The organism is Mesorhizobium sp. LSJC269B00, from assembly GCF_000502815.1.
In the GTDB taxonomy this organism is placed as follows: Bacteria; Pseudomonadota; Alphaproteobacteria; order Rhizobiales; family Rhizobiaceae; genus Mesorhizobium.
In genome coordinates, this window is record NZ_AYVN01000011.1 from 70,311 (window position 1) to 91,447 (window position 21,137).

At 62.8% G+C, this 21,137-nt stretch carries 23 protein-coding genes and 1 pseudogene; 12 read left to right on the forward strand and 12 right to left on the reverse strand.

All coding sequences use genetic code 11. The features are described from left to right. Nucleotides 1-114: 114 nt before the first annotated feature. Nucleotides 115-1,389, reverse strand: a complete 1,275-nt coding sequence (gene clpX / locus X771_RS142765) for an ATP-dependent Clp protease ATP-binding subunit ClpX (RefSeq protein ID WP_023682305.1) — start codon at nucleotides 1,387-1,389, stop codon at nucleotides 115-117. A gap of 295 nt (nucleotides 1,390-1,684) precedes the next feature. Continuing rightward, nucleotides 1,685-2,314: an ATP-dependent Clp endopeptidase proteolytic subunit ClpP gene (clpP, locus tag X771_RS142760; protein ID WP_023682306.1), complete on the reverse strand. Its 630-nt coding sequence runs from the start codon at nucleotides 2,312-2,314 to the stop codon at nucleotides 1,685-1,687. Nucleotides 2,315-2,624: 310 nt separating this feature from the next. On the opposite strand from clpP, the gene X771_RS142755 reads away from it, so the two are divergent. From X771_RS142755 to X771_RS142745, 3 genes are all read left to right on the forward strand, one after another. Continuing rightward, complete coding sequence (locus X771_RS142755; protein WP_023689466.1) at nucleotides 2,625-3,215, forward strand: hypothetical protein; 591 nt, start codon at nucleotides 2,625-2,627, stop codon at nucleotides 3,213-3,215. Nucleotides 3,216-3,322: 107 nt separating this feature from the next. Further along, nucleotides 3,323-4,570: a cytochrome P450 gene (locus X771_RS142750; protein WP_023689467.1), complete on the forward strand. Its 1,248-nt coding sequence runs from the start codon at nucleotides 3,323-3,325 to the stop codon at nucleotides 4,568-4,570. 18 nt (nucleotides 4,571-4,588) lie between these two features. Continuing rightward, on the forward strand, nucleotides 4,589-5,305 hold the full coding sequence (locus X771_RS142745) for a transporter substrate-binding domain-containing protein (RefSeq protein ID WP_023689468.1): 717 nt from the start codon (nucleotides 4,589-4,591) through the stop codon (nucleotides 5,303-5,305). Nucleotides 5,306-5,326: 21 nt separating this feature from the next. Here X771_RS142745 and X771_RS142740 read toward each other — a convergent pair whose 3' ends face one another. From X771_RS142740 to X771_RS142715, 6 genes are all read right to left on the reverse strand, one after another. Then, nucleotides 5,327-5,674 (reverse strand): cupin domain-containing protein, encoded by a 348-nt coding sequence (locus X771_RS142740; RefSeq protein ID WP_023669416.1) that lies wholly within the window; start codon nucleotides 5,672-5,674, stop codon nucleotides 5,327-5,329. A gap of 240 nt (nucleotides 5,675-5,914) precedes the next feature. Then, nucleotides 5,915-7,195, reverse strand: a complete 1,281-nt coding sequence (locus X771_RS142735; protein ID WP_023689469.1) for an O-acetylhomoserine aminocarboxypropyltransferase — start codon at nucleotides 7,193-7,195, stop codon at nucleotides 5,915-5,917. Between the two features lie 167 nt (nucleotides 7,196-7,362). Beyond that, nucleotides 7,363-7,884 (reverse strand): CoA-binding protein, encoded by a 522-nt coding sequence (locus X771_RS142730; RefSeq protein WP_023689470.1) that lies wholly within the window; start codon nucleotides 7,882-7,884, stop codon nucleotides 7,363-7,365. Continuing rightward, a complete protein-coding gene (locus X771_RS142725) occupies nucleotides 7,881-8,663 on the reverse strand; it encodes an AAA family ATPase (RefSeq protein ID WP_023689471.1) in 783 nt (260 codons plus the stop codon). Before X771_RS142725 ends, X771_RS142730 begins: the two co-directional genes overlap by 4 nt. 8 nt (nucleotides 8,664-8,671) lie before the next feature. Continuing rightward, a complete protein-coding gene (locus X771_RS142720; RefSeq protein WP_023689472.1) occupies nucleotides 8,672-9,094 on the reverse strand; it encodes a VOC family protein in 423 nt (140 codons plus the stop codon). An 11-nt stretch (nucleotides 9,095-9,105) separates the two neighbouring features. Beyond that, entirely contained in the window at nucleotides 9,106-9,927 is an 822-nt protein-coding gene (locus X771_RS142715; protein WP_023689473.1) for an enoyl-CoA hydratase, read from the reverse strand. Between the two features lie 145 nt (nucleotides 9,928-10,072). Here X771_RS142715 and X771_RS142710 point away from each other — a divergent pair, with 145 nt between their 5' ends. The 3 genes from X771_RS142710 (at nucleotide 10,073) to rpsI (ending at nucleotide 11,701) form a co-directional block, all read left to right on the forward strand. Continuing rightward, nucleotides 10,073-10,537 (forward strand): PaaI family thioesterase, encoded by a 465-nt coding sequence (locus X771_RS142710; protein ID WP_023689474.1) that lies wholly within the window; start codon nucleotides 10,073-10,075, stop codon nucleotides 10,535-10,537. Nucleotides 10,538-10,752: 215 nt separating this feature from the next. Continuing rightward, nucleotides 10,753-11,217, forward strand: coding sequence for a 50S ribosomal protein L13 (rplM, locus tag X771_RS142705; RefSeq protein ID WP_023669409.1), 465 nt, complete (start codon nucleotides 10,753-10,755; stop codon nucleotides 11,215-11,217). A 1-nt stretch (nucleotide 11,218) separates the two neighbouring features. Beyond that, a complete protein-coding gene (gene rpsI, locus X771_RS142700) occupies nucleotides 11,219-11,701 on the forward strand; it encodes a 30S ribosomal protein S9 (protein WP_023669408.1) in 483 nt (160 codons plus the stop codon). A gap of 267 nt (nucleotides 11,702-11,968) precedes the next feature. On the opposite strand, the gene X771_RS142695 is transcribed toward rpsI, so the two are convergent. Continuing rightward, on the reverse strand, nucleotides 11,969-12,868 hold the full coding sequence (locus X771_RS142695) for a LysR family transcriptional regulator (RefSeq protein WP_023669407.1): 900 nt from the start codon (nucleotides 12,866-12,868) through the stop codon (nucleotides 11,969-11,971). A 91-nt stretch (nucleotides 12,869-12,959) separates the two neighbouring features. Between X771_RS142695 and X771_RS142690 the strand changes: the two genes are divergently transcribed. Further along, entirely contained in the window at nucleotides 12,960-13,832 is an 873-nt protein-coding gene (locus X771_RS142690; protein WP_023689475.1) for an aldo/keto reductase family oxidoreductase, read from the forward strand. A 188-nt stretch (nucleotides 13,833-14,020) separates the two neighbouring features. Here the strand turns inward: X771_RS142690 and X771_RS1000000169355 are convergent. Continuing rightward, a pseudogene (locus X771_RS1000000169355) lies at nucleotides 14,021-14,240 on the reverse strand (glycerophosphodiester phosphodiesterase); the annotation flags it as partial. Between the two features lie 98 nt (nucleotides 14,241-14,338). Between X771_RS1000000169355 and speB the strand changes: the two are divergent. From speB to X771_RS142675, 3 genes are all read left to right on the forward strand, one after another. Beyond that, nucleotides 14,339-15,340 (forward strand): agmatinase, encoded by a 1,002-nt coding sequence (gene speB / locus X771_RS142685; RefSeq protein ID WP_023669405.1) that lies wholly within the window; start codon nucleotides 14,339-14,341, stop codon nucleotides 15,338-15,340. Nucleotides 15,341-15,369: 29 nt separating this feature from the next. Continuing rightward, nucleotides 15,370-16,296 carry an N-acetyl-gamma-glutamyl-phosphate reductase gene (gene argC / locus X771_RS142680; protein ID WP_023669404.1) on the forward strand — a complete coding sequence of 309 codons (927 nt, stop codon included), beginning with the start codon at nucleotides 15,370-15,372 and terminating at the stop codon, nucleotides 16,294-16,296. A gap of 61 nt (nucleotides 16,297-16,357) precedes the next feature. Then, nucleotides 16,358-17,197, forward strand: coding sequence for an aminoglycoside phosphotransferase family protein (locus tag X771_RS142675; RefSeq protein ID WP_023669403.1), 840 nt, complete (start codon nucleotides 16,358-16,360; stop codon nucleotides 17,195-17,197). A gap of 53 nt (nucleotides 17,198-17,250) precedes the next feature. On the opposite strand, the gene X771_RS142670 is transcribed toward X771_RS142675, so the two are convergent. Further along, entirely contained in the window at nucleotides 17,251-18,375 is a 1,125-nt protein-coding gene (locus X771_RS142670; RefSeq protein ID WP_023669402.1) for a COX15/CtaA family protein, read from the reverse strand. A 150-nt stretch (nucleotides 18,376-18,525) separates the two neighbouring features. Here X771_RS142670 and X771_RS142665 point away from each other — a divergent pair, with 150 nt between their 5' ends. Beyond that, nucleotides 18,526-18,741: a DUF2842 domain-containing protein gene (locus X771_RS142665; protein ID WP_023669401.1), complete on the forward strand. Its 216-nt coding sequence runs from the start codon at nucleotides 18,526-18,528 to the stop codon at nucleotides 18,739-18,741. Between the two features lie 15 nt (nucleotides 18,742-18,756). On the opposite strand, the gene X771_RS142660 is transcribed toward X771_RS142665, so the two are convergent. Next, nucleotides 18,757-19,815, reverse strand: a complete 1,059-nt coding sequence (locus X771_RS142660) for a polysaccharide deacetylase family protein (RefSeq protein WP_023689476.1) — start codon at nucleotides 19,813-19,815, stop codon at nucleotides 18,757-18,759. A 91-nt stretch (nucleotides 19,816-19,906) separates the two neighbouring features. Here X771_RS142660 and X771_RS142655 point away from each other — a divergent pair, with 91 nt between their 5' ends. Continuing rightward, a complete protein-coding gene (locus tag X771_RS142655; protein WP_023689477.1) occupies nucleotides 19,907-21,136 on the forward strand; it encodes a GNAT family N-acetyltransferase in 1,230 nt (409 codons plus the stop codon). The last annotated feature ends 1 nt before the right edge of the window (nucleotide 21,137 follow it).

The following is a 21,137-nucleotide window of genomic DNA, read 5'->3' on the forward strand; positions in this document are numbered from 1 at the left end:
GATCAAGGGTCGACACGTTCGTTCATCCACTCCGTCACAAGGATCGGTACCTCACCACAGCAAAACGGCGCCCCGCGGGCGCCGTTCCATAAAAAGGTTAGGCCAGATGCCAGATCAGGCGCTGACGTTGCCCTTCTTTTCCTTCTGCTCGGAATAGATGTAGAGCGGCCGGGCGCTGCCGGTCACCACTTCTTCCGAAATCACCACTTCGCGCACGCCTTCCAGGGCGGGCAGTTCGAACATGGTGTCGAGCAGGATCGCTTCCATGATCGAGCGGAGGCCACGGGCGCCGGTCTTGCGCTCGATGGCGCGCTTGGCGATCGCCGACAGCGCATTCTCATGGAAGGTCAGGTCGACACTTTCCATCTCGAACAGCCGCTGATACTGCTTGACCAGCGCGTTTTTCGGCTCGGTCAGGATCTGGATCAGAGCCGGCTCGTCGAGGTCTTCCAGCGTCGCCAGGACCGGCAGACGGCCGACAAACTCGGGGATGAGGCCGAACTTCAAGAGATCCTCGGGCTCGACCAGGCGGAACACGTCACCGGTGCGGCGATCCTCGGGCGAAGCGACGATGGCGCCGAAGCCGATGGAAGTCTTCCTGCCGCGATCCGAGATGATCTTGTCCAGCCCGGCGAAGGCGCCGCCGCAGATGAACAGGATGTTGGCGGTGTCGACCTGCAGGAACTCCTGCTGCGGATGCTTGCGGCCGCCCTGCGGCGGCACGGAGGCAACGGTGCCTTCCATGATCTTCAGAAGCGCCTGCTGCACGCCCTCGCCCGACACGTCGCGGGTGATCGATGGGTTGTCGGACTTGCGCGAGATCTTGTCGATTTCATCGATGTAGACGATGCCGCGCTGGGCGCGCTCGACATTGTAGTCGGCCGACTGCAGCAGCTTCAGGATGATGTTTTCGACGTCCTCGCCGACGTAACCGGCTTCGGTCAGCGTCGTCGCGTCGGCCATGGTGAAGGGCACGTCGATGATGCGGGCCAGCGTCTGGGCAAGCAGCGTCTTGCCGCAGCCGGTCGGGCCGATCAGCAGGATGTTGGACTTCGCCAATTCGACGTCGTTGTTCTTGCCGGCATGCGCGAGGCGCTTGTAGTGGTTGTGGACCGCCACCGACAGCACGCGCTTGGCGTAGGGCTGGCCGATGACATAGTCGTCAAGAACCTTCAGGATCTCCTGCGGGGTCGGCACGCCCTCGCGCGACTTCACCATCGAGGTCTTGTTCTCCTCGCGGATGATGTCCATGCATAGCTCGACGCACTCGTCGCAGATGAACACCGTTGGGCCGGCGATCAGCTTGCGCACCTCGTGCTGGCTTTTGCCGCAAAACGAGCAATAAAGCGTGTTCTTCGAATCACCGCTGTTGTTGCCGACTTTGCTCATTTTCCTGTCCTTTCATGGCCGCCCGCCGATGGTCTGGCTGAAAGGGCGCATATTCTATCTATCGCGGGAATTCGCCGCCGCCAGTGTCCCGGCTCCCGCAACGCATTCCGTACGAAACACAAATCAGAAAACGTCGCAATGATTCGCGCCAACCCTGCACAAAGCTAAGCCGTCGAAAATCAACATAGCCTTAACGTAGGCAATCCCATCCACCGAGGGAACAGCCAATTGTGGCCGAAATGCCGCAAATCCCAGCAAAAGCGCGTTATCCCGCCACCCAACTGCCATGCAGCGATTATGCCGCAGCGCCTTCGACCGGCTCGCGCGACGAAATGACCTTGTCGATGAGGCCGAAATCCTTGGCTTCGTCGGCTGTCATGAAATGGTCGCGGTCAAGCGTCTTTTCAATGTCTTCGTAGCTCTTGCCGGTGTGTTTGACGTAGACCTCGTTGAGGCGGCGCTTCAGCTTGATGATGTCCTGCGCGTGCCGCTCGATGTCGGAGGCCTGGCCCTGGAAACCGCCGGAAGGCTGGTGAACCATGATACGGGCGTTCGGCGTGGCAAAACGCATGTCCTTGTGGCCGGCGGTCAGAAGCAGCGAGCCCATCGACGCCGCCTGGCCGATGCACAGCGTCGACACCGCCGGCTTGATGAACTGCATGGTGTCGTAGATCGCCATGCCCGAGGTCACCACGCCGCCCGGCGAGTTGATGTAGAGATTGATCTCTTTCTTCGGGTTCTCGGCCTCGAGGAACAAAAGCTGTGCACAAACCAGCGTCGCCATACCGTCTTCGACCGGGCCGGTGATGAAAATGATGCGCTCTTTCAGCAGGCGCGAGAAAATGTCGTAGGCCCGCTCGCCGCGATTGGTCTGCTCGACCACCATCGGAACGAGGTTCATGTAGGTTTCGACGGGGTTCTTCATGGACTACCCTTTTTGGAGATGGGGATTCCGGCGCCGGAACATCGGGCAGAATCGGTTCTTGATGGTTAGAATGTAAATAGGATGCCGGCTCACCCTAGCGCAAGGCCGCCTCCTCCTAGCCATCTGGTTAAGTCGAATCAAGGTTTCCGCGCAAGGGAAAGTCCGAACGCGGCCAGCGGCGTTTTTGCGGTGTAGCAATTCCTTAACCGCGTCGCTTAACGAAATGCGGCGAAACCGCTTTCCCCCGGAGAACCTTCCCCTACAATTCAACATTGAACCTCACGTTTCGGGTTCAAACAGGGGGAGTGCCATGATCAGGAAAACTGCTTGCCTCGCCATCTCCGGCCTTGCCGGTCTCGGCATGGTGTCCGATGCGGTTGCCGGCGGCCGGGCCGCCGAATGCTATGAGCCGGTGCACAGGCCGGCGCTCTATGACACCGTCTATGAAGACGTCATGGTCAGTCCCGGCGGGCAGTTGGTCGACTATGATCCGCCGATCTATGGCACCATGGAGCGCGTCGAGCAGATCGCGCCGCCCCGAGTCACCTATGACATCGTACCGGCGAGAACCCGCACCGTTTACCGCACGGTCCAGGTCGACGATGGCGGCTATGCCTGGGAATGGCGCGTCATCCACGGCCGCAAGGTGCTGTGCAAGGTGTGGCGCAAGGCCCGCTACGCGCGTGTGGCCGAAACAGTGGTGGTTGAACCGGAGCGCACCCGCCGGGTTGTGCTGCCGGCCGAATATGAGAGCGTCGCCCATGAAGTGCTGGTGCGGCCCGAGCGGCGGCACGTCACCCAGATAGCGCCGTCATACCAGAGGATGGCGCGCCGGGTGGTGGTGCAGGAAGGCTCGACCAGCTGGCGCCGCGTGCATATTGCCAGGCATTGCGAGGATTAGACTTCGGTACTTCGCCGAGGTCCGCCTCGGTTGGCTCAATCCATAGGGCCGTCGGGTGCCAACATCCGGTCTGGCACCAAGCCGGCAAGCCGCGGTAATGGTCTGGCATGACCACATCCATGCCGCCCTACCTCGCCTTTGATCCAGCCACGCGCCGCCTGGGGCTCGATCCGCACGAACCGGCGTTTTTCCAGAACCCCTACGACGCCTATGCCGTCCTGCATGGCGCATCGAATGCCTTCTTCTGGGAGGAATTCGGCTTTTGGTGCTTTGGCGGCTTCGACGACGTCAACCGGCTGTTGCGCGACCGCCGCTTCGGTCGCCAGAACCCGGCCGGCATTCCCGACAGCCGCGGCATCGGCGAGGATCGCTCGCATTTGGCCGCTTTCGACGGCATCGAGAGCAATTCGATGCTGGAGCTGGAGCCGCCGGTGCACACCAGGCTCAGAACCCTGGTCAACCGCGCCTTCGTCTCGCGCCAGGTCGAGCGGCTGAGACCGCGCGTCGAAGCGCTGGCCAATGAACTGATCGACCGTTTCGAACCGCGCCAGGTCGATCTATTGCCCAGCTTCGCCGCGCCTTTGCCGATCACCATCATCGCCGAAATGCTCGGTGTGCCGGTCGAAATGGGGCCGCAACTGCTCGACTGGTCGCACCGGATGGTGGCCATGTACATGCATGGCCGCACGCGCGAGACCGAGGAAGCGGCCAATCGCGCCGCGCGCGATTTTTCCGACTTTTTGCGCGGCTATGTCGCCGAGCGGCGCAAGAAGCCTGGCGACGACCTGCTATCGCTGCTGATCGCGGCGCAGGAGGATGGCCAGAAGCTGTCGGAAGACGAGTTGGTCTCGTCCGCCATCCTGTTGCTCAATGCCGGCCACGAGGCGACCGTCCATCAAACCGGCAACGCCGTGCGCACGTTGCTGGCGCAAGGCGGCGACCCCGGCCGTTTCTTCACCTCGCCGGAAGCAACCGCTGCAACGGTCGAGGAGTGCCTGCGCTTCGACGCGCCGCTGCACATGTTCACCCGCTACGCCTATCAGGAGGTCGAGGTGACATCAGGGGTTGTCGTACAACCGGGCGAGACGGTCGGCCTGCTGCTCGGCATGGCCAATCATGATCCGCTTGCCCTTGCCGAACCCGGCGCCTTCCGGCCCGGCCGACTGGACCAGAAGAATGTCTCGTTCGGCGCCGGTATCCATTTCTGCATCGGTGCACCGCTGGCGCGGCTCGAATTGCAGGTGTCGCTGAAAACCCTGTTCGAGCGGCAGCCGCAACTCCATCTTGCGGAGCAGCCGCGCTTCCGCGACACCTATCATTTCCATGGGCTGGAAAAGCTCATTGTGAGCTTGTGAGGACGGCGGAGCCGACGCATGCCCGAGAAAATGAGATTCGCCTTTCTACAGGAACCACCCTTCTGCTTTATCGACGGATCGGGACGTCTGGGCGGCAGCGATGCCCAACTGGCCAAGAGGGTCTGCCTGACGCTCGGGCTGGAACTTTTGCCCATCGAGACCGAGTTTGCCGAGCTGCTGCCTGGGTTTGCCGAAGATCGGTGGGACATAACCACCGGCCTGTTCATTTCCGACGACCGCCGGAAGCTGGTCGACTTCACAAGGCCGATCTGGATGCTGGCGGATGGATTGCTGGTCGCGAAAGACAATCCCCGCGCCTTCGATGGCTATCGGTCCGTCGCCAATGATCGGACGGCGCTGATCGGCGTCATATCGGGCCAGATCCAGCACCGGACGGCCCTGCAAAACGCTATTCAGCCCGAACGGCTAAGGATATTTGCCACTCAGGCCGAAGCAGCTAACGCCGTCGCGGCCGGCGTGGTGCATGCCTATGCGAGTGCAGCGCTCGCGCATCGCGGCTATCTGAGCCGGCGACCCAACGCGCCTCTCGACGTCGTCGACGTCCCGGCAGTCGAAAAACAGCCAGCGCCCGGCGCTTTCGCTCTCGCCAAAGGCAGTGCCACCCTACTCCAGCGCGTCGATTTATGTCTCAGTGATTTGCTTGGAAGTCCCTGGCACAGGGAGATGATGAGCGGATACGGCTTTTCCGACACTGACATCGATCGGCTTTTGTGAAGTCCAAGCGCGACCGAGCGGTCAGAGCTTGATCACATACTCCTTGCGGGTCGTTTCAAGCACTTCCCAGCTGCCCCTGAAGCCTGGCCTGAGCACGAAGCTGTCGCCGGCGCGCACCGTGCGCGCCTCGCCGCCATCCTCGGCAACCACCGAGACGCCGGACAGGATGTGGCAGAACTCCCATTCGTCATATTCGATGCGCCATTTGCCCGGCGTCGCTTCCCAGATGCCGGCATAGAGGCGGCCATCGCGCTCCTCGACATTCCAGGTGCGGAACTTCGGATCGCCCGCAATCAGACGATCCGGCGCCGGGGCGCCATGTTCGGCGTCGACGCTGTCGGTCGATATTGCCAAGTAATGCGCGGACAGGGTTTGCCTCCAACAGATCGGAAGAGCACACGTCNATGCGCGGACAGGGTTTGCCTCCAACAGATTAGTGACTAGTGAGTAGTGCAGTGAGTAGTGCAGTGAGTAGTGACTAGTGAGTAGTGAGTAGTGAGTAGTGAGCGGAAAGCGCTCCCTCGAGCGGGTGGCTGATCACTAATCACTGCTAAATGGTGAATACCGACTACTACTCACTACTCACTACTCACTACTCACTACAAAAAATCAAACCTTGGTCAAAGCCTGTTCCAGATCGGCGACGATGTCGTTGACATCCTCGATGCCGACGGAAAGCCGGACCGTGTCCGGTCCCGCGCCCGCCTTGACCTTCTGCTCGTCGGAAAGCTGGCGATGCGTGGTCGATGCCGGATGGATGACCAGCGACTTGGTGTCGCCGACATTGGCGAGGTGCGAGAACAGTTCGAGCGCCTCGACGAACTTGATGCCGGCCTCGTAGCCGCCCTTCAGGCCGAAGGTGAAGACAGCACCGGCGCCTTGCGGCGAGTATTTCTTCTGCAGCGCGTTGTTCTTGTCGCTGGGCAGGCCGGGATAGTTGACCCAGGCGACCTTGGGGTGGTTGGACAGCCAGCCGGCTACGGTGATCGCATTGTCGCAATGGCGCTGCATCCTGAGCGGCAAGGTCTCCAGCCCGGTCAGGATCAGGAAGGCATTGAACGGCGAAATCGCCGGGCCGATGTCACGCAGGCCAAGCACGCGCGCGGCGATGGCGAAAGCGAAATTGCCGAAGGTTTCGTGCACGACAAGGCCGCCATATTCGGGGCGCGGCTCCGACAGCATCGGATATTTGCCGGATTTCGACCAGTCGAACGTGCCGCCATCGACGATGGCGCCGCCGATCGAATTGCCGTGGCCGCCGATGAACTTGGTCAGCGAATGGACGACGATGTCGGCGCCATGCTCGATCGGCCGCACCAGATAGGGCGAGGCCAGCGTGTTGTCGACGATGAGCGGCAAGCCGTGCTTGCGGGCGATGTCGCCGATCTTCTCGATGTCGACGAAGGTGCCGCCGGGATTGGCCAGGCTCTCGATGAAGATCGCCTTGGTCTTGCCATCGATCTGGCTTTCGAAAGTGGAGATGTCGTTGGTGTCGGCCCAACGCACCTCCCAGCCGAAATTCTTGAAGGCATGGCCGAACTGATTGATCGAACCACCGTAAAGCCTTGTGGCGGCGACGAAATTATCGCCAGGCCGCATGAGATTGTGGAACACGATCACCTGTGCGGCATGGCCGGAAGCAACGGCAAGTGCAGCCGTGCCGCCTTCGAGCGCCGCGATCCGCTCTTCCAGCACCGCCTGGGTCGGGTTCATGATGCGGGTGTAGATGTTGCCGAAGGCCTTCAGCCCGAACAGCGAGGCGGCATGGTCGGCATCGTCGAACACAAAGGAGGTCGTCTGGTAGATCGGCGTGGCGCGTGCGCCCGTTGCCGGGTCGGGCTTGGCGCCGGCATGGACGGCGAGCGTGTTGAAACCGGGCGTGCGGGTCATCGAAAACCTCCCTGAGCGGTAAACGTGTGAATGATGAAATGGTCAATGGTGAGCGATGAATGGTGGTCGCAAAGTCGGCCAGTCCCACCTTGATTGCAAGCCGCTCATATTCCGCATTACCCGGCTTCCAGGAAAATCCTTCTATTCACCATTCACCATTCACTGCCTTACTTCTGGCGCACACCGAAACTCTGGAATCCCGACCGCATCAGCGGCTTCTTCGACGAAAGCACACCGGAGTTGACGCCGGTCCAGCCGATCTCGCCCGACAGCTTGCCATATTCGATCTTCGGGCAGCGGTTCATCACCACCTTGATACCGGCCGCCTCGGCGCGCGCGGCCGCCTCGTCGTCGCGCACGCCAAGCTGCATCCAGATCACCTTCGGCAAGGAGTCGAGCTTCAGCACCTCATCGACAATGCCGGGCACCGATGCAGAGGCGCGAAAGATGTCGACCATGTCGACCGGCTCCGGCAGATCGGCAAGGCTGGCATAGGTCATGCGGCCGAGGATTTCCTTGCCGGCCTGCCCCGGATTGATCGGAAACACCGAAAAGCCCTTGGCCAGCAGATATTTCAGCACGAAAAAGCTCGGCCTGACATCGTTGGCCGACGCGCCGACCATGGCGATGGTCTTCACAGAATTGAGGATGCCGCCGATATAGGCATTGTCGTAGCTATCGTGATTCACTCGTCGGTCTCCCTCAGTGCTTCCTCCATAAAGGACTGCGGGTCCGTGCAGAAGTCGCGCATCATGCGAAAATGATCGGTATCGGTGAAATCTGTGGGGTCGAGGCCGAAACGGCTGATTCGGAAGAGCCGCGCGCCGGGACAAGCCATCAGCAGCGGCGAATGCGTCGCCATGATCACTTGCGCCGTGCCTGACCGGTCCATGCGCCGCAGCATCTTCAACAATTCGATCTGCCGCGACGGCGAAAGCGCGCTTTCGGGCTCGTCGAGGATGTAGATGCCTTGCCGGCGGCAGCGCTCCTCGAAAAAGCGAATGAACCCTTCGCCATGCGACCACGATAGAAAGTCCGGCGGCGGCGGTCCGAACGGGTCTTCGAGTGCCGCCTGGTCGAGATAGCGCGCGACCGAGTAAAAAGATTCGGCACGAAAGAACCAGCCGGCGGTGACTTTTGGCAGCCAGTGGCCGCGGAATGTATTCGCCAGTGCCGCACCGCTCTTGTCGATGGCGATGGAATGATCGACCGGACGATAGCCCTTGCCGCCGCCGGCCTCGTCGTAACCGGCCAGCGCGCCGATGGCTTCCAGCAGTGTCGATTTGCCGGTGCCGTTTTCACCGACAATGATGGTGATCGGCGTGGTGAATTCGATCTCGAATTCACGGCCGCGAAACAGCGGCAGGTTCCATGGATATTTTTCCCAATCTTCCACGCGCTCGGGGTCAATCAGGATGCGTTTGAGATAAGGCGCCTTAAGCCGGGTCAGTTGCTTGCGATAGCCCATGCGGACGCTCAGTCCGGCAGCGAGATGGTGCCGTCATCCGCGATCGGGAAGGCCGGATTGTGTGCGACTTCCCAGACATGGCCGTCGGCATCGGCGAAATATCCATACCAGCCGCCCCAGAAGGCGCGGCCTGCCGGCTTGACGATCCTGCCGCCGGCCTTCTCGGCGGCCGCCAGCACGTCGTCGACTTCGGCATCGGAGCGGGTGTTGTAGGCGAGGTAGACCGCCGACGGTGCTGCGGCGAAGGCAATGCCTGAATCCTCCTCGGCGCTTGGCCTCGGGAACAGGCCGAGAATGGCGCCGCCCATCTGGAAGAAGGCGACGCCATCGGTGATGCCGGCGTGGCGCTTCAAGCCCATGCCTTCGTAAAAGCGCACGGCGCGCTCGAGATCGTCGGTGGCGATGGTGATGATGGAGATGCGCGGTTCCATGGATCGAAAACCTATTCGTCCGTCCATTCCGGTTTGCGCTTGCCGATGAAGGCGCCGATGCCTTCCTCGGCGTCGCGGGCCAGCATGTTCTCGACCATGACGCGGCCGGTATAGGCATACGCGTCCGCCAACCCCATCTCGGCCTGCGCGTAAAAGGCTTCCTTGCCGGTCTTGACCACCAGAGATGATTTGGAGGCAATGGTTTGCGCGTATTTGGTGACGATCTGATTCAGGTATTCGCGCGGCACGACGCGGTTGACCAGGCCGAATTCCTTGGCGGTTGCGGCATCGATGGTCTCGCCGGTGAGCAGCATTTCCATGGCGTGCTTGTGAGACACGTTGCGTGACAGCGCCACCATCGGCGTCGAACAAAACAGGCCGATATTGACGCCCGGCGTGCAGAAGGTCGCTTCATGCGAGGCAATGGCGAGGTCGCAACTGCAAACCAGTTGCAGCCCCGCAGCGGTGGCTAGGCCATCGACTTCGGCGATGATCGGGAGCGGATGGCGCACGATCTGCTGCATCAACGCCGCGCAAGCCGAAAATGTCTGCTCGAAAAACCCCTTGCCCTTGTCGGCGTCGGCGCGGCGCGCGGTCATTTCCTTGAGATCGTGACCGGCGCAGAAGACTTTCCCGGCGGCCGCCAAGACGATGACGCGGACCGATTTGTTGGCCTTGGCACGGTCGAGCTCGGCGCTCAATGCCGCCATGACGGAAAGCGACAAGGCATTGGCGGGCGGATTGGCGAGCGTCAGGCGCAGCACGCCCTTGTCCAGCCCGGCGATGACCGGCCCGTCAATGGCAACAGGTTTGATCGAAAGGATTTCGGCCATGACAAGGGTCTCCGCGATTCCGCCGGGCGCCGCCAGACTATCTAATATCGGATCGAGTTTCATCAACACCCATCGCTTGCGCCAAGGTGTTGCCAGAAGCGCATCATTGCGTTCATACAGGCCCGGCATAGAACGAGAGACCGACATGCCCGCCCAGGATAATCTCAAGCCGGTGCTGACGGCGGCTGAAGTCAATGCGCTGATGGCCAGCGTCTACCCGCAGCTCAACGACGAGTTCACGTCGTATGAGGCGCTCGACGTTTTCCCTGGCGGCTGCACTGTGCGGCTCAACGCCAACGAACGGCATTTGCGTCCCGGCGGCACGGTATCGGGTCCGTCGCTGTTCACGCTGGCCGACATTGGCGGCTATGTCTGCGTGCTCAGCCATGCCGGGCCGGATGCGCTTTCGGTTACCGTCAACCTCAACATCAATTTCGTCCGCAAGGCCGAGGCCGGCCCGATCGACGGCCATTGCCGCATCCTAAAGCTGGGCAAGAGCCTGATGGTGTTCGACATCGACATCGTCGGCGGACCGAGGGAACACACAGTAGCGCATGCGACCGGCACCTATTCGATCCCGCCGAAGCGCGCCGCCGATGTGGTAAAATAATACCTTTTGGTCAAACCTTTGTTTTTATTACACTTTGCGAGCAGACGTGCGTTTCCTGCGCCTTGACGTGCCCACTCCCCTCGCCTATAAGCCGTCACGAAGCAGCGGCCCGCAAAGGCCGCCGTTTTGTTATTGGCGGCGGGCAAGTGCCTTGTCGCCAATCCAAGCAACAAGAAACGCCTTCTTCGGAAGGTAAAAATGGAAAGCAGAAATCCATGGCAACCTTTTCGCAGAAGCCTGCGGATGTGGTGAAGAAGTGGGTGCTGATCGACGCCGAGGGTCTCGTCGTCGGCCGTCTCGCCACTGTCATCGCCAATCATCTTCGCGGCAAGCACAAGCCCACCTTCACCCCGCATGTCGACGACGGCGATAACGTCATCGTCATCAATGCCGACAAGGTGGTGTTCACCGGCAAGAAGTTCACCGACAAGGTCTATTACTGGCACACCGGTCACCCCGGCGGCATCAAGGAGCGCACCGCGCGCCAGCTGCTCGAGGGCCGTTTCCCCGAGCGTGTCGTCGAGAAGGCCGTCGAACGCATGATCCCGCGCGGGCCGCTCGGCCGTCGCCAGATGAAGAACCTCCGCGTCTATGCAGGCACGGAACATCCGCATGTCGCCCAGCAGCCCGTCACCCTCGACGTCGGCGCGCTGAACGCCAAGAACAAGAAGGTTGCATAAGATGGCTGAGCTTTCCTCGCTCGCAGAATTGGGCGCCGCCACCGGCAACACCAACACCCAGCCGGCAGCACCCGTCCATGTCCAGAAGCTCGACAAGTCGGGCCGCGCCTATGCCACCGGCAAGCGCAAGAACGCCATCGCCCGCGTCTGGGTGAAGCCGGGTTCGGGCAAGATCGTCGTCAACGACAAGGAATTCGCGACCTATTTCGCGCGTCCGGTCCTGCAGATGATCCTCAACCAGCCGATCATCGCTTCCAACCGCGCCGGCCAGTACGACATCGTCGCCACCGTCATCGGCGGCGGCCTCTCCGGCCAGGCCGGTGCCGTTCGTCACGGCATTTCCAAGGCGCTGACCTACTACGAGCCGGCACTGCGCGCCGTGCTCAAGAAGGGCGGCTTCCTGACCCGCGACAGCCGCGTCGTCGAGCGCAAGAAGTACGGCAAGGCGAAGGCCCGTCGTTCCTTCCAGTTCTCGAAGCGCTAAGCGCTGCGACGTTCCAGACATCGAAAGGCCGCCTCCGGGCGGCCTTTTCTTTTGGGTCTCGGCAGTCACCCCACCCGGCGCTTCGCGCCGACCTCCCCATCGAGGGGAGGTAGGAGGTCGCGGCAGTTTTGCCGCCCGGACAATCCACGATGGTCCAGCGGCTAGCAAACCAGTTCGACCATAAAAGCGCGGCACCCTACCTCCCCTCGATGGGGAGGTCGGCGCGAAGCGCCGGGTGGGGTGATGGCGCCGGCCTCGGTTCAAGTCTCAGAACTTGCCGGCCTTGATGTAATCGATAAACGCCCGTAGCGGCGCTGGAACCAGACGCCGTCCGGGATAGTACAGAAATGGTCCGGGAAAACTCTGCCACCAAGGTTCGAGCACGGGCTCCAGGGCGCCGCTTTCGAAGTGAGGGCGAAGCCAGCCCTCGAAGAGAGCGACGATGCCGCTGCCGGCAATGGCCGCATGGACGGCAAGATCGCTCGCCCCGCCGATCCGCACGATCAACGGCCCCGTCGTGTCGACCCGCACCACCTCGCCGTCGCGCTCGAATTCCCACGGCAGCATCGCACCGCTGGCAAAACGACCGCGCAGACAAGCATGGCCAAGCAGATCGCTCGGGTGCTGCGGCCGCCCATGGCGATCGAGATAGGCGGGGCTGGCGCCAGTGGCGAAGCGCTGGACGCGCGGTCCGATCGGCACCGCGATCATGTCCTGCTCCAGTCGCTCGTCATAGCGGATGCCGGCGTCGCAGCCCGCCGCCAGCACGTCGACGAAGTTCTCATCGGCGATGACCTCCAGCCGAATGCCGGGATAGGCGGCGAGGAAGCCCGGAACGATGTCGGGCAATATCAGCCGCGCGGCGCTGACCGGGACGTTGAGGCGCAGCGAACCAGCCGGCCTGTCGCGAAAGCCATTGACCACGTCGAGGGCCGCCTCCACCTCCGACAGCGCCGGGCCAAGCCGTCCGAGCAGGCTGAGACCTGCGTCGGTCGGAACGACGCTGCGTGTCGTGCGGTTGAACAGCCTGACGCCGAGCTGCGTCTCCAGGCGGCGCACCGCTTCGCTCAGGCCCGACGCGCTGCCGCCGCCGGCGCGAGCCCCTTCGCGAAAGCCGCCGGCACGCGCCACCGTCACGAAAGCGTTCAGGTCGCCAAGGTCCATCATTGTTCGCCATTCCGCACAAGCTGTACGGATTGTACCTTATTATCCCGAGGTTGAGCAGCGTCTATCTTCGCCTCCTCAAAGGAGACCGACCATGTCCACCATCCAAAAATCCGGCACATTCACCCTCGGCAGCCACACCGTGAAACGGCTCGGCTACGGCGCCATGCAACTTGCCGGCCCGCACGTTTTCGGTCCGCCGAAGAATCATGACGCGGCCATTGCAGTGCTGCGCGAAGCGGTGGCCTCCGGGGTCAACCACATCGACACCAGCGACTATTATGGCCCGCATGTCACCAACCAGCTGATCCGCGAAGCGCTGGCGCCCTATCCGCAAGACCTCGTCATCGTCACAAAGATCGGGGCGCGGCGCGGCAGCGACGGCTCATGGCTGCCTGCCTATTCCGCCAAGGAACTTGAGCAGGCCGTGCACGATAATCTCAGGAATCTCGGTCTTGAGGTGCTGGATGTCGTCAATCTGCGCATCATGTTCGGGGTGATGGGTCCCGCCGAGGGCTCGATCGAGCCGCAGTTGACCGCGCTTGCCGAACTGCAGCGCAAGGGTCTGGTGCGCCATATCGGCCTGAGCAACGTCACCCCAGCGCAGGTCGAGGAAGGCCGTGGGATCGCCGAGATCGTCTGCGTGCAGAACCAGTACAATCTGGCGCATCGCGACGACGACGGGTTGATCGATGAACTGGCGCGCGCCGGTATCGCCTACACGCCGTTCTTCCCGCTCGGCGGTTTCAGCCCGCTGCAGTCGTCGACCTTGTCGGATGTGGCCGCGCGGCTCGGCGCCACACCCTTGCAGGTTGCGCTCGCCTGGCTGCTGCGCCGCTCGCCGAACATCCTGCTGATCCCGGGGACGTCGTCGATCGGGCATTTGAGAGAGAACCTGGCGGCGGCGGAACTGGAGCTGTCGGCCGATGTGCTAAGGGAATTGGATGGGGTGGCGAAAGCGGCGTGAAGATTTTGCGGGCGGCGCTGTCACCCCACCCGCGCCTTCGGCGCGACCTCCCCATCGAGGGGAGGTAGGAGGTCGCGGCAGCCTTGCATGCCTCGCAATCGCTACGACTGTCGGAATCTAAAGCGCCAACGCCCTACCTCCCCTCGGCGCGCAGCGCCGGGTGGGGTGATGGCGCCGACGTACGATTTCTAATTGATACTCGCCGTATTCGCGGCTCGGCCGGCTTCGCCTCATCCACATAAGGCACCCTAAACCCGTTGGCCCCCAGCCAGCCAATGGCAGCCTTCGGTTCGTCGGTCTGGATGATGGTGGCGCCGCGTTCGGCCCAGAAACCGTGGTCTCGGCCGGCATGCCGGCCTGCACCGCCAGTTCATCGCCGCAGCCGCCGGAGAGGAAGCCGCCGGGCCTTGCACCTTGGCGATACAAGTCCTTCGCCAAGCTGTGACTGGCATCTTGCGTGCCGGTTCTGTAGTTGTGGCAGCCCGATGAACAAAGAAGGACCCGTAATGGCGAACCAGACCATCGACAACGCGTTCACCGCCCGCTCCAAGACGGGGCCTTCCTTCGAGCCGACCTATGCCGGCGCGCTGTCGTTCATGCGGCGCAAATACACCAAGGATGCAAAGGGCGCGGACGCCGTCGTGTGGGGCATTCCGTTCGATGCCGCCGTCACCAACCGGCCGGGCGCGCGCTTCGGGCCGCAGGCGATCCGCCGCGCCTCGGCGATCCTCGACAACGACCCGCAATATCCGTTCTCGCGCGACCTGTTCGAGCATCTCGCCGTCATCGACTATGGCGATTGCCTGCTCGATTCGGGCAATCACCAGAAGACACCAGGCACGATCGAGCGCGAGGCGGCGAAGATCCTGAAATCGGGTGCCTTCCTGTTGTCGCTCGGCGGCGACCATTTCGTCACCTGGCCGCTGCTCAAGGCGCATGCCGCCATCCATGGGCCGCTGGCGCTGGTGCAGTTCGACGCGCATCAGGACACCTGGCCTGACGATGGCAAGCGCATCGACCACGGTTCGTTCGTCGGGCGCGCCGTCAATGAGGGCATCATCGATCCTGATCGTTCGATCCAGATCGGCATCCGCACGCATGCCCCCGATACGTTCGGCATCAAGATCCTTTACGGTCACGAGATCGAGGAGATGCGGGCTTCCGACATCGCCTATGCGATCGTCGACCGCACCGGCGGCAGGAAGACCTATCTCACCTTCGACATCGACTGCCTCGACCCGGCCTTTGCGCCCGGCACCGGCACGCCGGTTGCCGGCGGACCGTCCTCGGCGAAAATCCTGTCGACGCTGCGCCAGCTCGGCCAAGTCGATATTGTCGGCGCCGACGTCGTCGAGGTTGCGCCGGCCTATGATCACGCCGATATAACGGCGATCGCCGGCTCGATGGTGGCCATGCACTATCTCGGCCTGGTGGCCGAGCGAAAAGCGCGGGCGGAAGAGCTGAACAGCGGCAACCATGGCGCGGCAAACCATGGCCAGGGCATATAGGCCTGAATTAGCAGGGAATTGACGGGCACATGAAACCGAAAATCTTCATCGATGGCGAACACGGCACCACCGGCCTGCAGATCCGGGCGCTGCTGGCCGAGCGCGGCGACCTCGAGATCATCTCGATCCCGGCCGAGCGCCGCAAGGAAACGGCGGCGCGCGCCGAGTTCCTCAATGCAGCCGATGTCGCCATCCTGTGCCTGCCGGATGCGGCTGCCAAGGAAAGCGTATCGCTGATTGCCAACGACACCACCAAGGTGATCGACGCCTCCACGGCGCATCGCGTCGCCGAGGGCTGGGAATATGGCTTTGCCGAGATGGAAAAGGGCCAGGCCAAGATCATCGCCAATGCAAAACGCGTCGCCAATCCCGGCTGCTGGCCGCAAGGACCGATCGCGACACTGCGGCCGCTGGTCGCCGCCGGCCTGCTGCCGGCGGATTTCCCGATCACCGTCAATGGCATTTCGGGCTATTCGGGCGGCGGCCGGCCGATGATCGAGGACTATGTCGCCAAGGGCGAGGATGCCTCTGAATTCCAGGTCTATGGGCTGACCCTGCAGCACAAGCATGTGCCGGAGCTGCGCACCTATGCGAAGCTGTCGCACGATCCGATCATGCAGCCGGCGGTCGGCAATTTCGCCCAAGGCATGATCACAGTGGTGCCGCTGCAGCTCGGCGGGCTCGACCATGTGCCGGCCGGCGCCGAACTGCACGCGGCAATCGCCGACCATTTTGCCGCCATCAAGGGCGGCGTGGTCGAGGTAGCTCCTTACGAGCACGTGGAGCGCCTGCCCGAGATCAATCCCGAGGTCTATAACGGCACCAACCGCATGAAGGTCTATGTCTTTGCCAATGACGACAGGGCGCAGGCGCTGCTGATTGCGGTCTATGACAATCTCGGAAAGGGCGCCTCGGGTGCTGCCGTTCAGAACATGGATCTGATGCTCGGCCTTTAATTCAGTTGGAGAGAGCATGTTGCCCGAAAACCGCTTAACACTTTTCGGCATCACGCTCTGAATGGACGCGCCTGCATTTCCAAAGCGCTGGAAGATCAGCGCGCCCGAGCTCATTGCGGAGACGTTTTCGAGCCGCATCTGGAAGGTGCGGCGTGAGGACGGCTCGCCGGCCATCGTCAAGGCGCTCAAACCATTCGACGATGTCGAGGACGAGTTGCGCGGCGAGCACTATCTCGCATGGCGGCGCGGCGAAGGCGCGGTGCGGCTGCTTGGCCGGGACGGCCACCGCATGCTGCTCGAATATGCCGGCGACACCCTGCTTTCCGACGTTCTGGCCAAAGAAGGCGACAACGCCGCGACCGCAATCGCGGCCGAGTTGATGGGGAGACTGTTCTCGCCCTCAAGACACCCTGCCCCGCCGGACCTGCAGCCGCTGCGGACACGGTTTGCCAGCCTGTTCAAAAAGGCCGGAGCCGATCGCGACGCCGGAGAGCACAGCCTCTATATCGAGGCCGCCGAAATCGCGGACCGGCTGCTCGATGCCCCGCATGCGGTCAAGCCGCTGCATGGCGACCTGCATCACGACAACATTTTGCACGGTGCGCGCGGCTGGCTGGCGATCGACCCGAAGGGCGTGCTCGGCGATCCCGGCTTCGACGCCGCCAATCTGTTCTACAACCCACTGGGGCGCGACGACCTCTGCCTCGATCCCGAGCGCATCGCGCATATGGCTGAGATCTTCGCCAGGACACTCGGCCAGACGCCGGCTGCCATTCTCGACCATGCCATCGCCTATGGCTGCCTGTCGGCCGCATGGCATCATGAGGACGAGAATGCGGTCGACGAGAACCGCGAGCTGTCGGTTGCGGGAGTGATCCGAAAGGTGCGGCTCAGCTTCTGACCGGCGCAGCCTCGCGCTTTAGACGTAGCGAGGCAGTTCGTTCGCGAAATAGATTATTGCGACGGCCAAGACACCGTAGACGATGTACCTGCGTTCATGGGCGGCCGCGTTGGCAGTGGATAGGCGCCCTTGTTGCCGCGCCAGTGGGCGGCGGCAAATCCCAGCAGGACCAGCGCGAAGGCCTGATGGGTCAGCGCCATGTGCAGCGGCACCTGCATCAGCAGCGTGCCGATGCCGATCGAGGCCTGCACCAGCACCAGCAGAAACAGCAGCGTTGCGCGGCGTGCGTGTGTCGTGCCCGGCAGCCGCCGGCGCGTCGCTATCATATGCCAGAGCGCGATGGCAAAGACCGTATAGGCGCCGAGCCGGTGGACGAACTGCACCGTCTTCGGGTTCTCGAAGAAATTGCGCCAGGCCGGTTCGAGCAGCAGCAGCTCGCCGGGGATGATCTTGCCGTCCATCAGCGGCCAGGTGTTGTAGCTCAGGCCGGCGTCGAGCCCTGCGACCAGCCCGCCGAGATAGATCTGGACCAGCGCCAGCAGCACGATGAAACCGGCCAGTCTTTGCGTCGACCGGCCGGCGGCAGGCTCCGAATGCGGCGCCAGCCCGCGCGCGACCACCATGGTGGCAGTGAAGATCAGGGCGGCAAGCGTCAAATGCGTCGCCAGCCGGTACTGGCTGACGGAGACGCGGTCGACCAGGCCGGAGGCCACCATCCACCAGCCGATGGCGCCTTGCAGGCCACCAAGCAGCAGAATACCGACCAGCTTTGGCCCAAGGCCGCGCTCGATGCGGCGCGTCGCCCACAAGACCAGCAACGGCAGGCCGAAGACCAGGCCGACACTGCGCGCCAGGATGCGGTGCGCCCATTCCCACCAGAAGATCGATTTGAAGGCGTCCAGGCTCATGCCCTTGTTGAGCTCGGCATATTGCGGAATCTTTTGATAAAGCTGGAATTCCTCCTGCCACTCCGCGTCATTGAGCGGCGGTATCACACCGTGGATCGGCTTCCACTCGGTGATCGACAGGCCGGAATTGGTGAGCCTGGTGGCGCCGCCGACCAGCACCAGCGCAAACAGCACCAGAAGCACGACATACAGCCAGCCGCGCACCAGCGCCCGATTTTTCAAGTCGCGATCGCGGTCAATGTAAGGCGCGGCGGCTGATATGGCGGCCATGGTTGGTCCCGGCAGGTTGACGTGGCGGATTGGTGAACCATCGCAACCCGGCTGACAAGACCGGACGGCGCGGCACGCCGTCGCGCCGCATCTCCCGGGTTGCACAGGCGCGCGGTTGGGCCTAAGCGGAGGCGATCAACGAGAACGCTCATGCCCATCCGCCTGAAAAAGCTGATCGGAACTTTCCTGCTGGTGGCGCTGGTCATCATCTATGCGCTGGTCGCGTCGATCATAGCGGTCGCGCAGCTGTCGCAATCCAGCCCGCTGGTGCACTTCCTGTTCTTCCTGTTCAGCGGCCTGTTCTGGGTGCTGCCTGCGATGGGCATCATCAAATGGCTGATCCTGGAGCCGCCGCCGAAAGGCTGAAGAGCCCGCCCCAGGTTAGATGGTGACCACCATTTTGCCGGCATTGGCCAGCGGCGTCGTTAAGCCCGACAACATGGTGCGGATATGGGCGACGCTCTGGTAGCGGCCGTTGATCGAAATGCGCGGCAGCGCGTGCAGGAAGCCGGCGTGCTCGGCGTGCAGCACGCCGTGGCGAGTGGTCACCGCCGAGGCGTAGCCGGCGTCGCGGGCAAAGCCCACTTCGCGGCAGCCGACAGCGCTGGCGTAACCATAGGGGTAAGCGAGATGACGGGGGTCTTCGCCGAGCTGCGCCTGCAGCTGGCGCCTGACGTCGACGATTTCATGGCGCGCATCGGCTTCGTCGAGCCGCTTCAGATTGCGGTGGTTGACCGTATGCGCGCCGATCGTCACCAGCCTGTGCCCGGCCACGGCGCGGATATCGTCCCAAGTCATTAGCGTGCTTGGGCGCAAGCCATCGAGGTCGATGCCGTTCGAGCGCGCCAGATCGCGCAGCACAGCGCGCTGATCCTCCTCGCGCACCTCGAGCGTCAGATAGGCATGCAGACGCGCATTTGCGTGGAGTTTCTTGCCGTGGGTCGAGCAGTCGATGGTCACCGGCCCCTTCGGCGTCGCCAGCGTCAAACGCTCCCGCGCGTTGACGATATCCTCGACCACGTCCCACCATAAATCGGCGCTGCCGTCGATCAGACCCGGCGCGACATAGATGGTGATCGGCGCGTCGTGCTTTTCGAGCACTGGCAGCGCTTCGGTCATGTTGTCGCGATAGGCGTCGTCGGCGGTGATGGTGGCGAACTGGCCGTCCTTGCCGCCGGCCTTGATGCGCTCGATCGCCTCGTCGAGGGTGACGAAGGCATAGCCCCTCGCCTTCATGTCGGCGACGAGAGCGTCGAGGAATCGCGGGGCGATGTTGAGGTGGCGGTTGACGCCGTCCGGCTTCTCCGGCGTGGCGGTGACCCGATGCAACATGAGGATTGCGCCAATGCCGCCGACGAACGGCTTGGCCAGCGGTGCAAGGCCGGTAAAGCGGGCGATATTAAGCGCCAGTTTCCGAACTGCCTCACCACCGTCGATCATTCATTCACCTTTTGCGCCTAGGCTCGATCCAAGCACGGAACGCGCCGACGCGAACTCCTGATCGCGACGAATACGCCTTAAGGATTGAGGTATGGTTGACGCCACCGCGTCATTTGACGGCAATCGGCTCGCCGCAAGCAAGGCGTCTGCGCGTGCGCCGGCTGCCGACCAGACCAGTCTGTCGGTGTCGATCGCAGATGCTGCCGCGCTCGCCTCTTACGGCGAATTCTGCCGTTCGGCGCTGTTTGCGCCGGCGCAAAGCGCGGCCTGGGTTCATGCCTGGACGGCGCAGGCCAATCCCGATGCGGTCGTCGCCACGCTGACAATCGAGGATAGGCCGGTCTTTGCACTGGCACTGCAAATCACGCGAACTGGTCCATTCCGCGTCGCCCGCTTCATGGGCGGGCGCCATGCCAACGGCAATTTCGCCGCCGCCGATCCGGCATGGCTGGCAAAGGCCGATGCCGGGGGGATCCGCAGGCTGGTGACGGCGATCGGCAAGGCGCGCCCCGACATCGATCTCGTTGCCTTGGAAAGGCTGCTCCCCGACCTCGATGGCGTTGCCAATCCGCTGGCGGCGTTCTCCAACTTTCCGAGCCCAAACCTGTCGCTCGCCGTCAATCTCGACGGTGGTTTCGATGTGCTGCTGTCGCGTGTGGGCGGCAAGCGCAAGCGCAAGAAGCACCGTTCGCAGACACGCAAGTTCGAGGCGGTCGGCGTTCATCGCCGCATCGAGGCGCAGACACCGGAAGACGTGAACCGGCTGCTCGACGCTTTCTTCGAGATGAAGGAGTTCCGCTTCGCCAAGATGGGCATCGCCAATGTCTTCGGCGAGCCGGAGGTGCGGGCTTTCTTCCGTGCCCTCTTCGCCGGCGCGCTGGCCGAGGAGAAACCGGCCTTTGTGCTGCATGGGCTCGAAGTGGCCGGCAAGCTGCGCGCAATCACCGGCTCGAGCCGCTCGGGCAAACGCCTGATCTGCGAATTCGGCGCCATCGCCGAGGACGATCTCGGCCACACCAGCCCCGGCGATTTCCTTTTCTTCGACATCATCGAGGAAGCCTGCCAAACAGGCTTCGATGTCTATGATTTCTCGGTCGGCGACGAGCCCTACAAGCGGCTCTGGTGCGATATCGAGACCCAGCATTTCGAGGTGCTGGCGCCCCTGACGCTGAAGGGACGCGCCCTGGCGTCGGCGCTGCGGCAGGGCGCACGGGCGAAAGCCTTCATCAAGAACAACCCGACGGTCTGGAAACTGACCAAGATGCTGCGCCGCAAGGCCGCCGGACAGGCAGCGCCCGCTCCCACGGACGACGAAAACTAGC

What these genes read in the sequence shown, in the direction of transcription:
- clpX (WP_023682305.1), bottom strand. Translation starts at nt 1,389, where the DNA reads ATGAGCAAAGTCGGCAACAACAGCGGTGATTCGAAGAACACGCTTTAT.
- clpP (WP_023682306.1), bottom strand. Translation starts at nt 2,314, where the DNA reads ATGAAGAACCCCGTCGAAACCTACATGAACCTCGTTCCGATGGTGGTC.
- X771_RS142755 (WP_023689466.1), top strand. Translation starts at nt 2,625, where the DNA reads ATGATCAGGAAAACTGCTTGCCTCGCCATCTCCGGCCTTGCCGGTCTC.
- X771_RS142750 (WP_023689467.1), top strand. Translation starts at nt 3,323, where the DNA reads ATGACCACATCCATGCCGCCCTACCTCGCCTTTGATCCAGCCACGCGC.
- X771_RS142745 (WP_023689468.1), top strand. Translation starts at nt 4,589, where the DNA reads ATGCCCGAGAAAATGAGATTCGCCTTTCTACAGGAACCACCCTTCTGC.
- X771_RS142735 (WP_023689469.1), bottom strand. Translation starts at nt 7,195, where the DNA reads ATGACCCGCACGCCCGGTTTCAACACGCTCGCCGTCCATGCCGGCGCC.
- X771_RS142725 (WP_023689471.1), bottom strand. Translation starts at nt 8,663, where the DNA reads ATGGGCTATCGCAAGCAACTGACCCGGCTTAAGGCGCCTTATCTCAAA.
- X771_RS142720 (WP_023689472.1), bottom strand. Translation starts at nt 9,094, where the DNA reads ATGGAACCGCGCATCTCCATCATCACCATCGCCACCGACGATCTCGAG.
- X771_RS142715 (WP_023689473.1), bottom strand. Translation starts at nt 9,927, where the DNA reads ATGGCCGAAATCCTTTCGATCAAACCTGTTGCCATTGACGGGCCGGTC.
- X771_RS142710 (WP_023689474.1), top strand. Translation starts at nt 10,073, where the DNA reads ATGCCCGCCCAGGATAATCTCAAGCCGGTGCTGACGGCGGCTGAAGTC.
- rplM (WP_023669409.1), top strand. Translation starts at nt 10,753, where the DNA reads ATGGCAACCTTTTCGCAGAAGCCTGCGGATGTGGTGAAGAAGTGGGTG.
- rpsI (WP_023669408.1), top strand. Translation starts at nt 11,219, where the DNA reads ATGGCTGAGCTTTCCTCGCTCGCAGAATTGGGCGCCGCCACCGGCAAC.
- X771_RS142695 (WP_023669407.1), bottom strand. Translation starts at nt 12,868, where the DNA reads ATGATGGACCTTGGCGACCTGAACGCTTTCGTGACGGTGGCGCGTGCC.
- X771_RS142690 (WP_023689475.1), top strand. Translation starts at nt 12,960, where the DNA reads ATGTCCACCATCCAAAAATCCGGCACATTCACCCTCGGCAGCCACACC.
- speB (WP_023669405.1), top strand. Translation starts at nt 14,339, where the DNA reads ATGGCGAACCAGACCATCGACAACGCGTTCACCGCCCGCTCCAAGACG.
- argC (WP_023669404.1), top strand. Translation starts at nt 15,370, where the DNA reads ATGAAACCGAAAATCTTCATCGATGGCGAACACGGCACCACCGGCCTG.
- X771_RS142675 (WP_023669403.1), top strand. Translation starts at nt 16,358, where the DNA reads ATGGACGCGCCTGCATTTCCAAAGCGCTGGAAGATCAGCGCGCCCGAG.
- X771_RS142670 (WP_023669402.1), bottom strand. Translation starts at nt 18,375, where the DNA reads ATGGCCGCCATATCAGCCGCCGCGCCTTACATTGACCGCGATCGCGAC.
- X771_RS142665 (WP_023669401.1), top strand. Translation starts at nt 18,526, where the DNA reads ATGCCCATCCGCCTGAAAAAGCTGATCGGAACTTTCCTGCTGGTGGCG.
- X771_RS142660 (WP_023689476.1), bottom strand. Translation starts at nt 19,815, where the DNA reads ATGATCGACGGTGGTGAGGCAGTTCGGAAACTGGCGCTTAATATCGCC.
- X771_RS142655 (WP_023689477.1), top strand. Translation starts at nt 19,907, where the DNA reads ATGGTTGACGCCACCGCGTCATTTGACGGCAATCGGCTCGCCGCAAGC.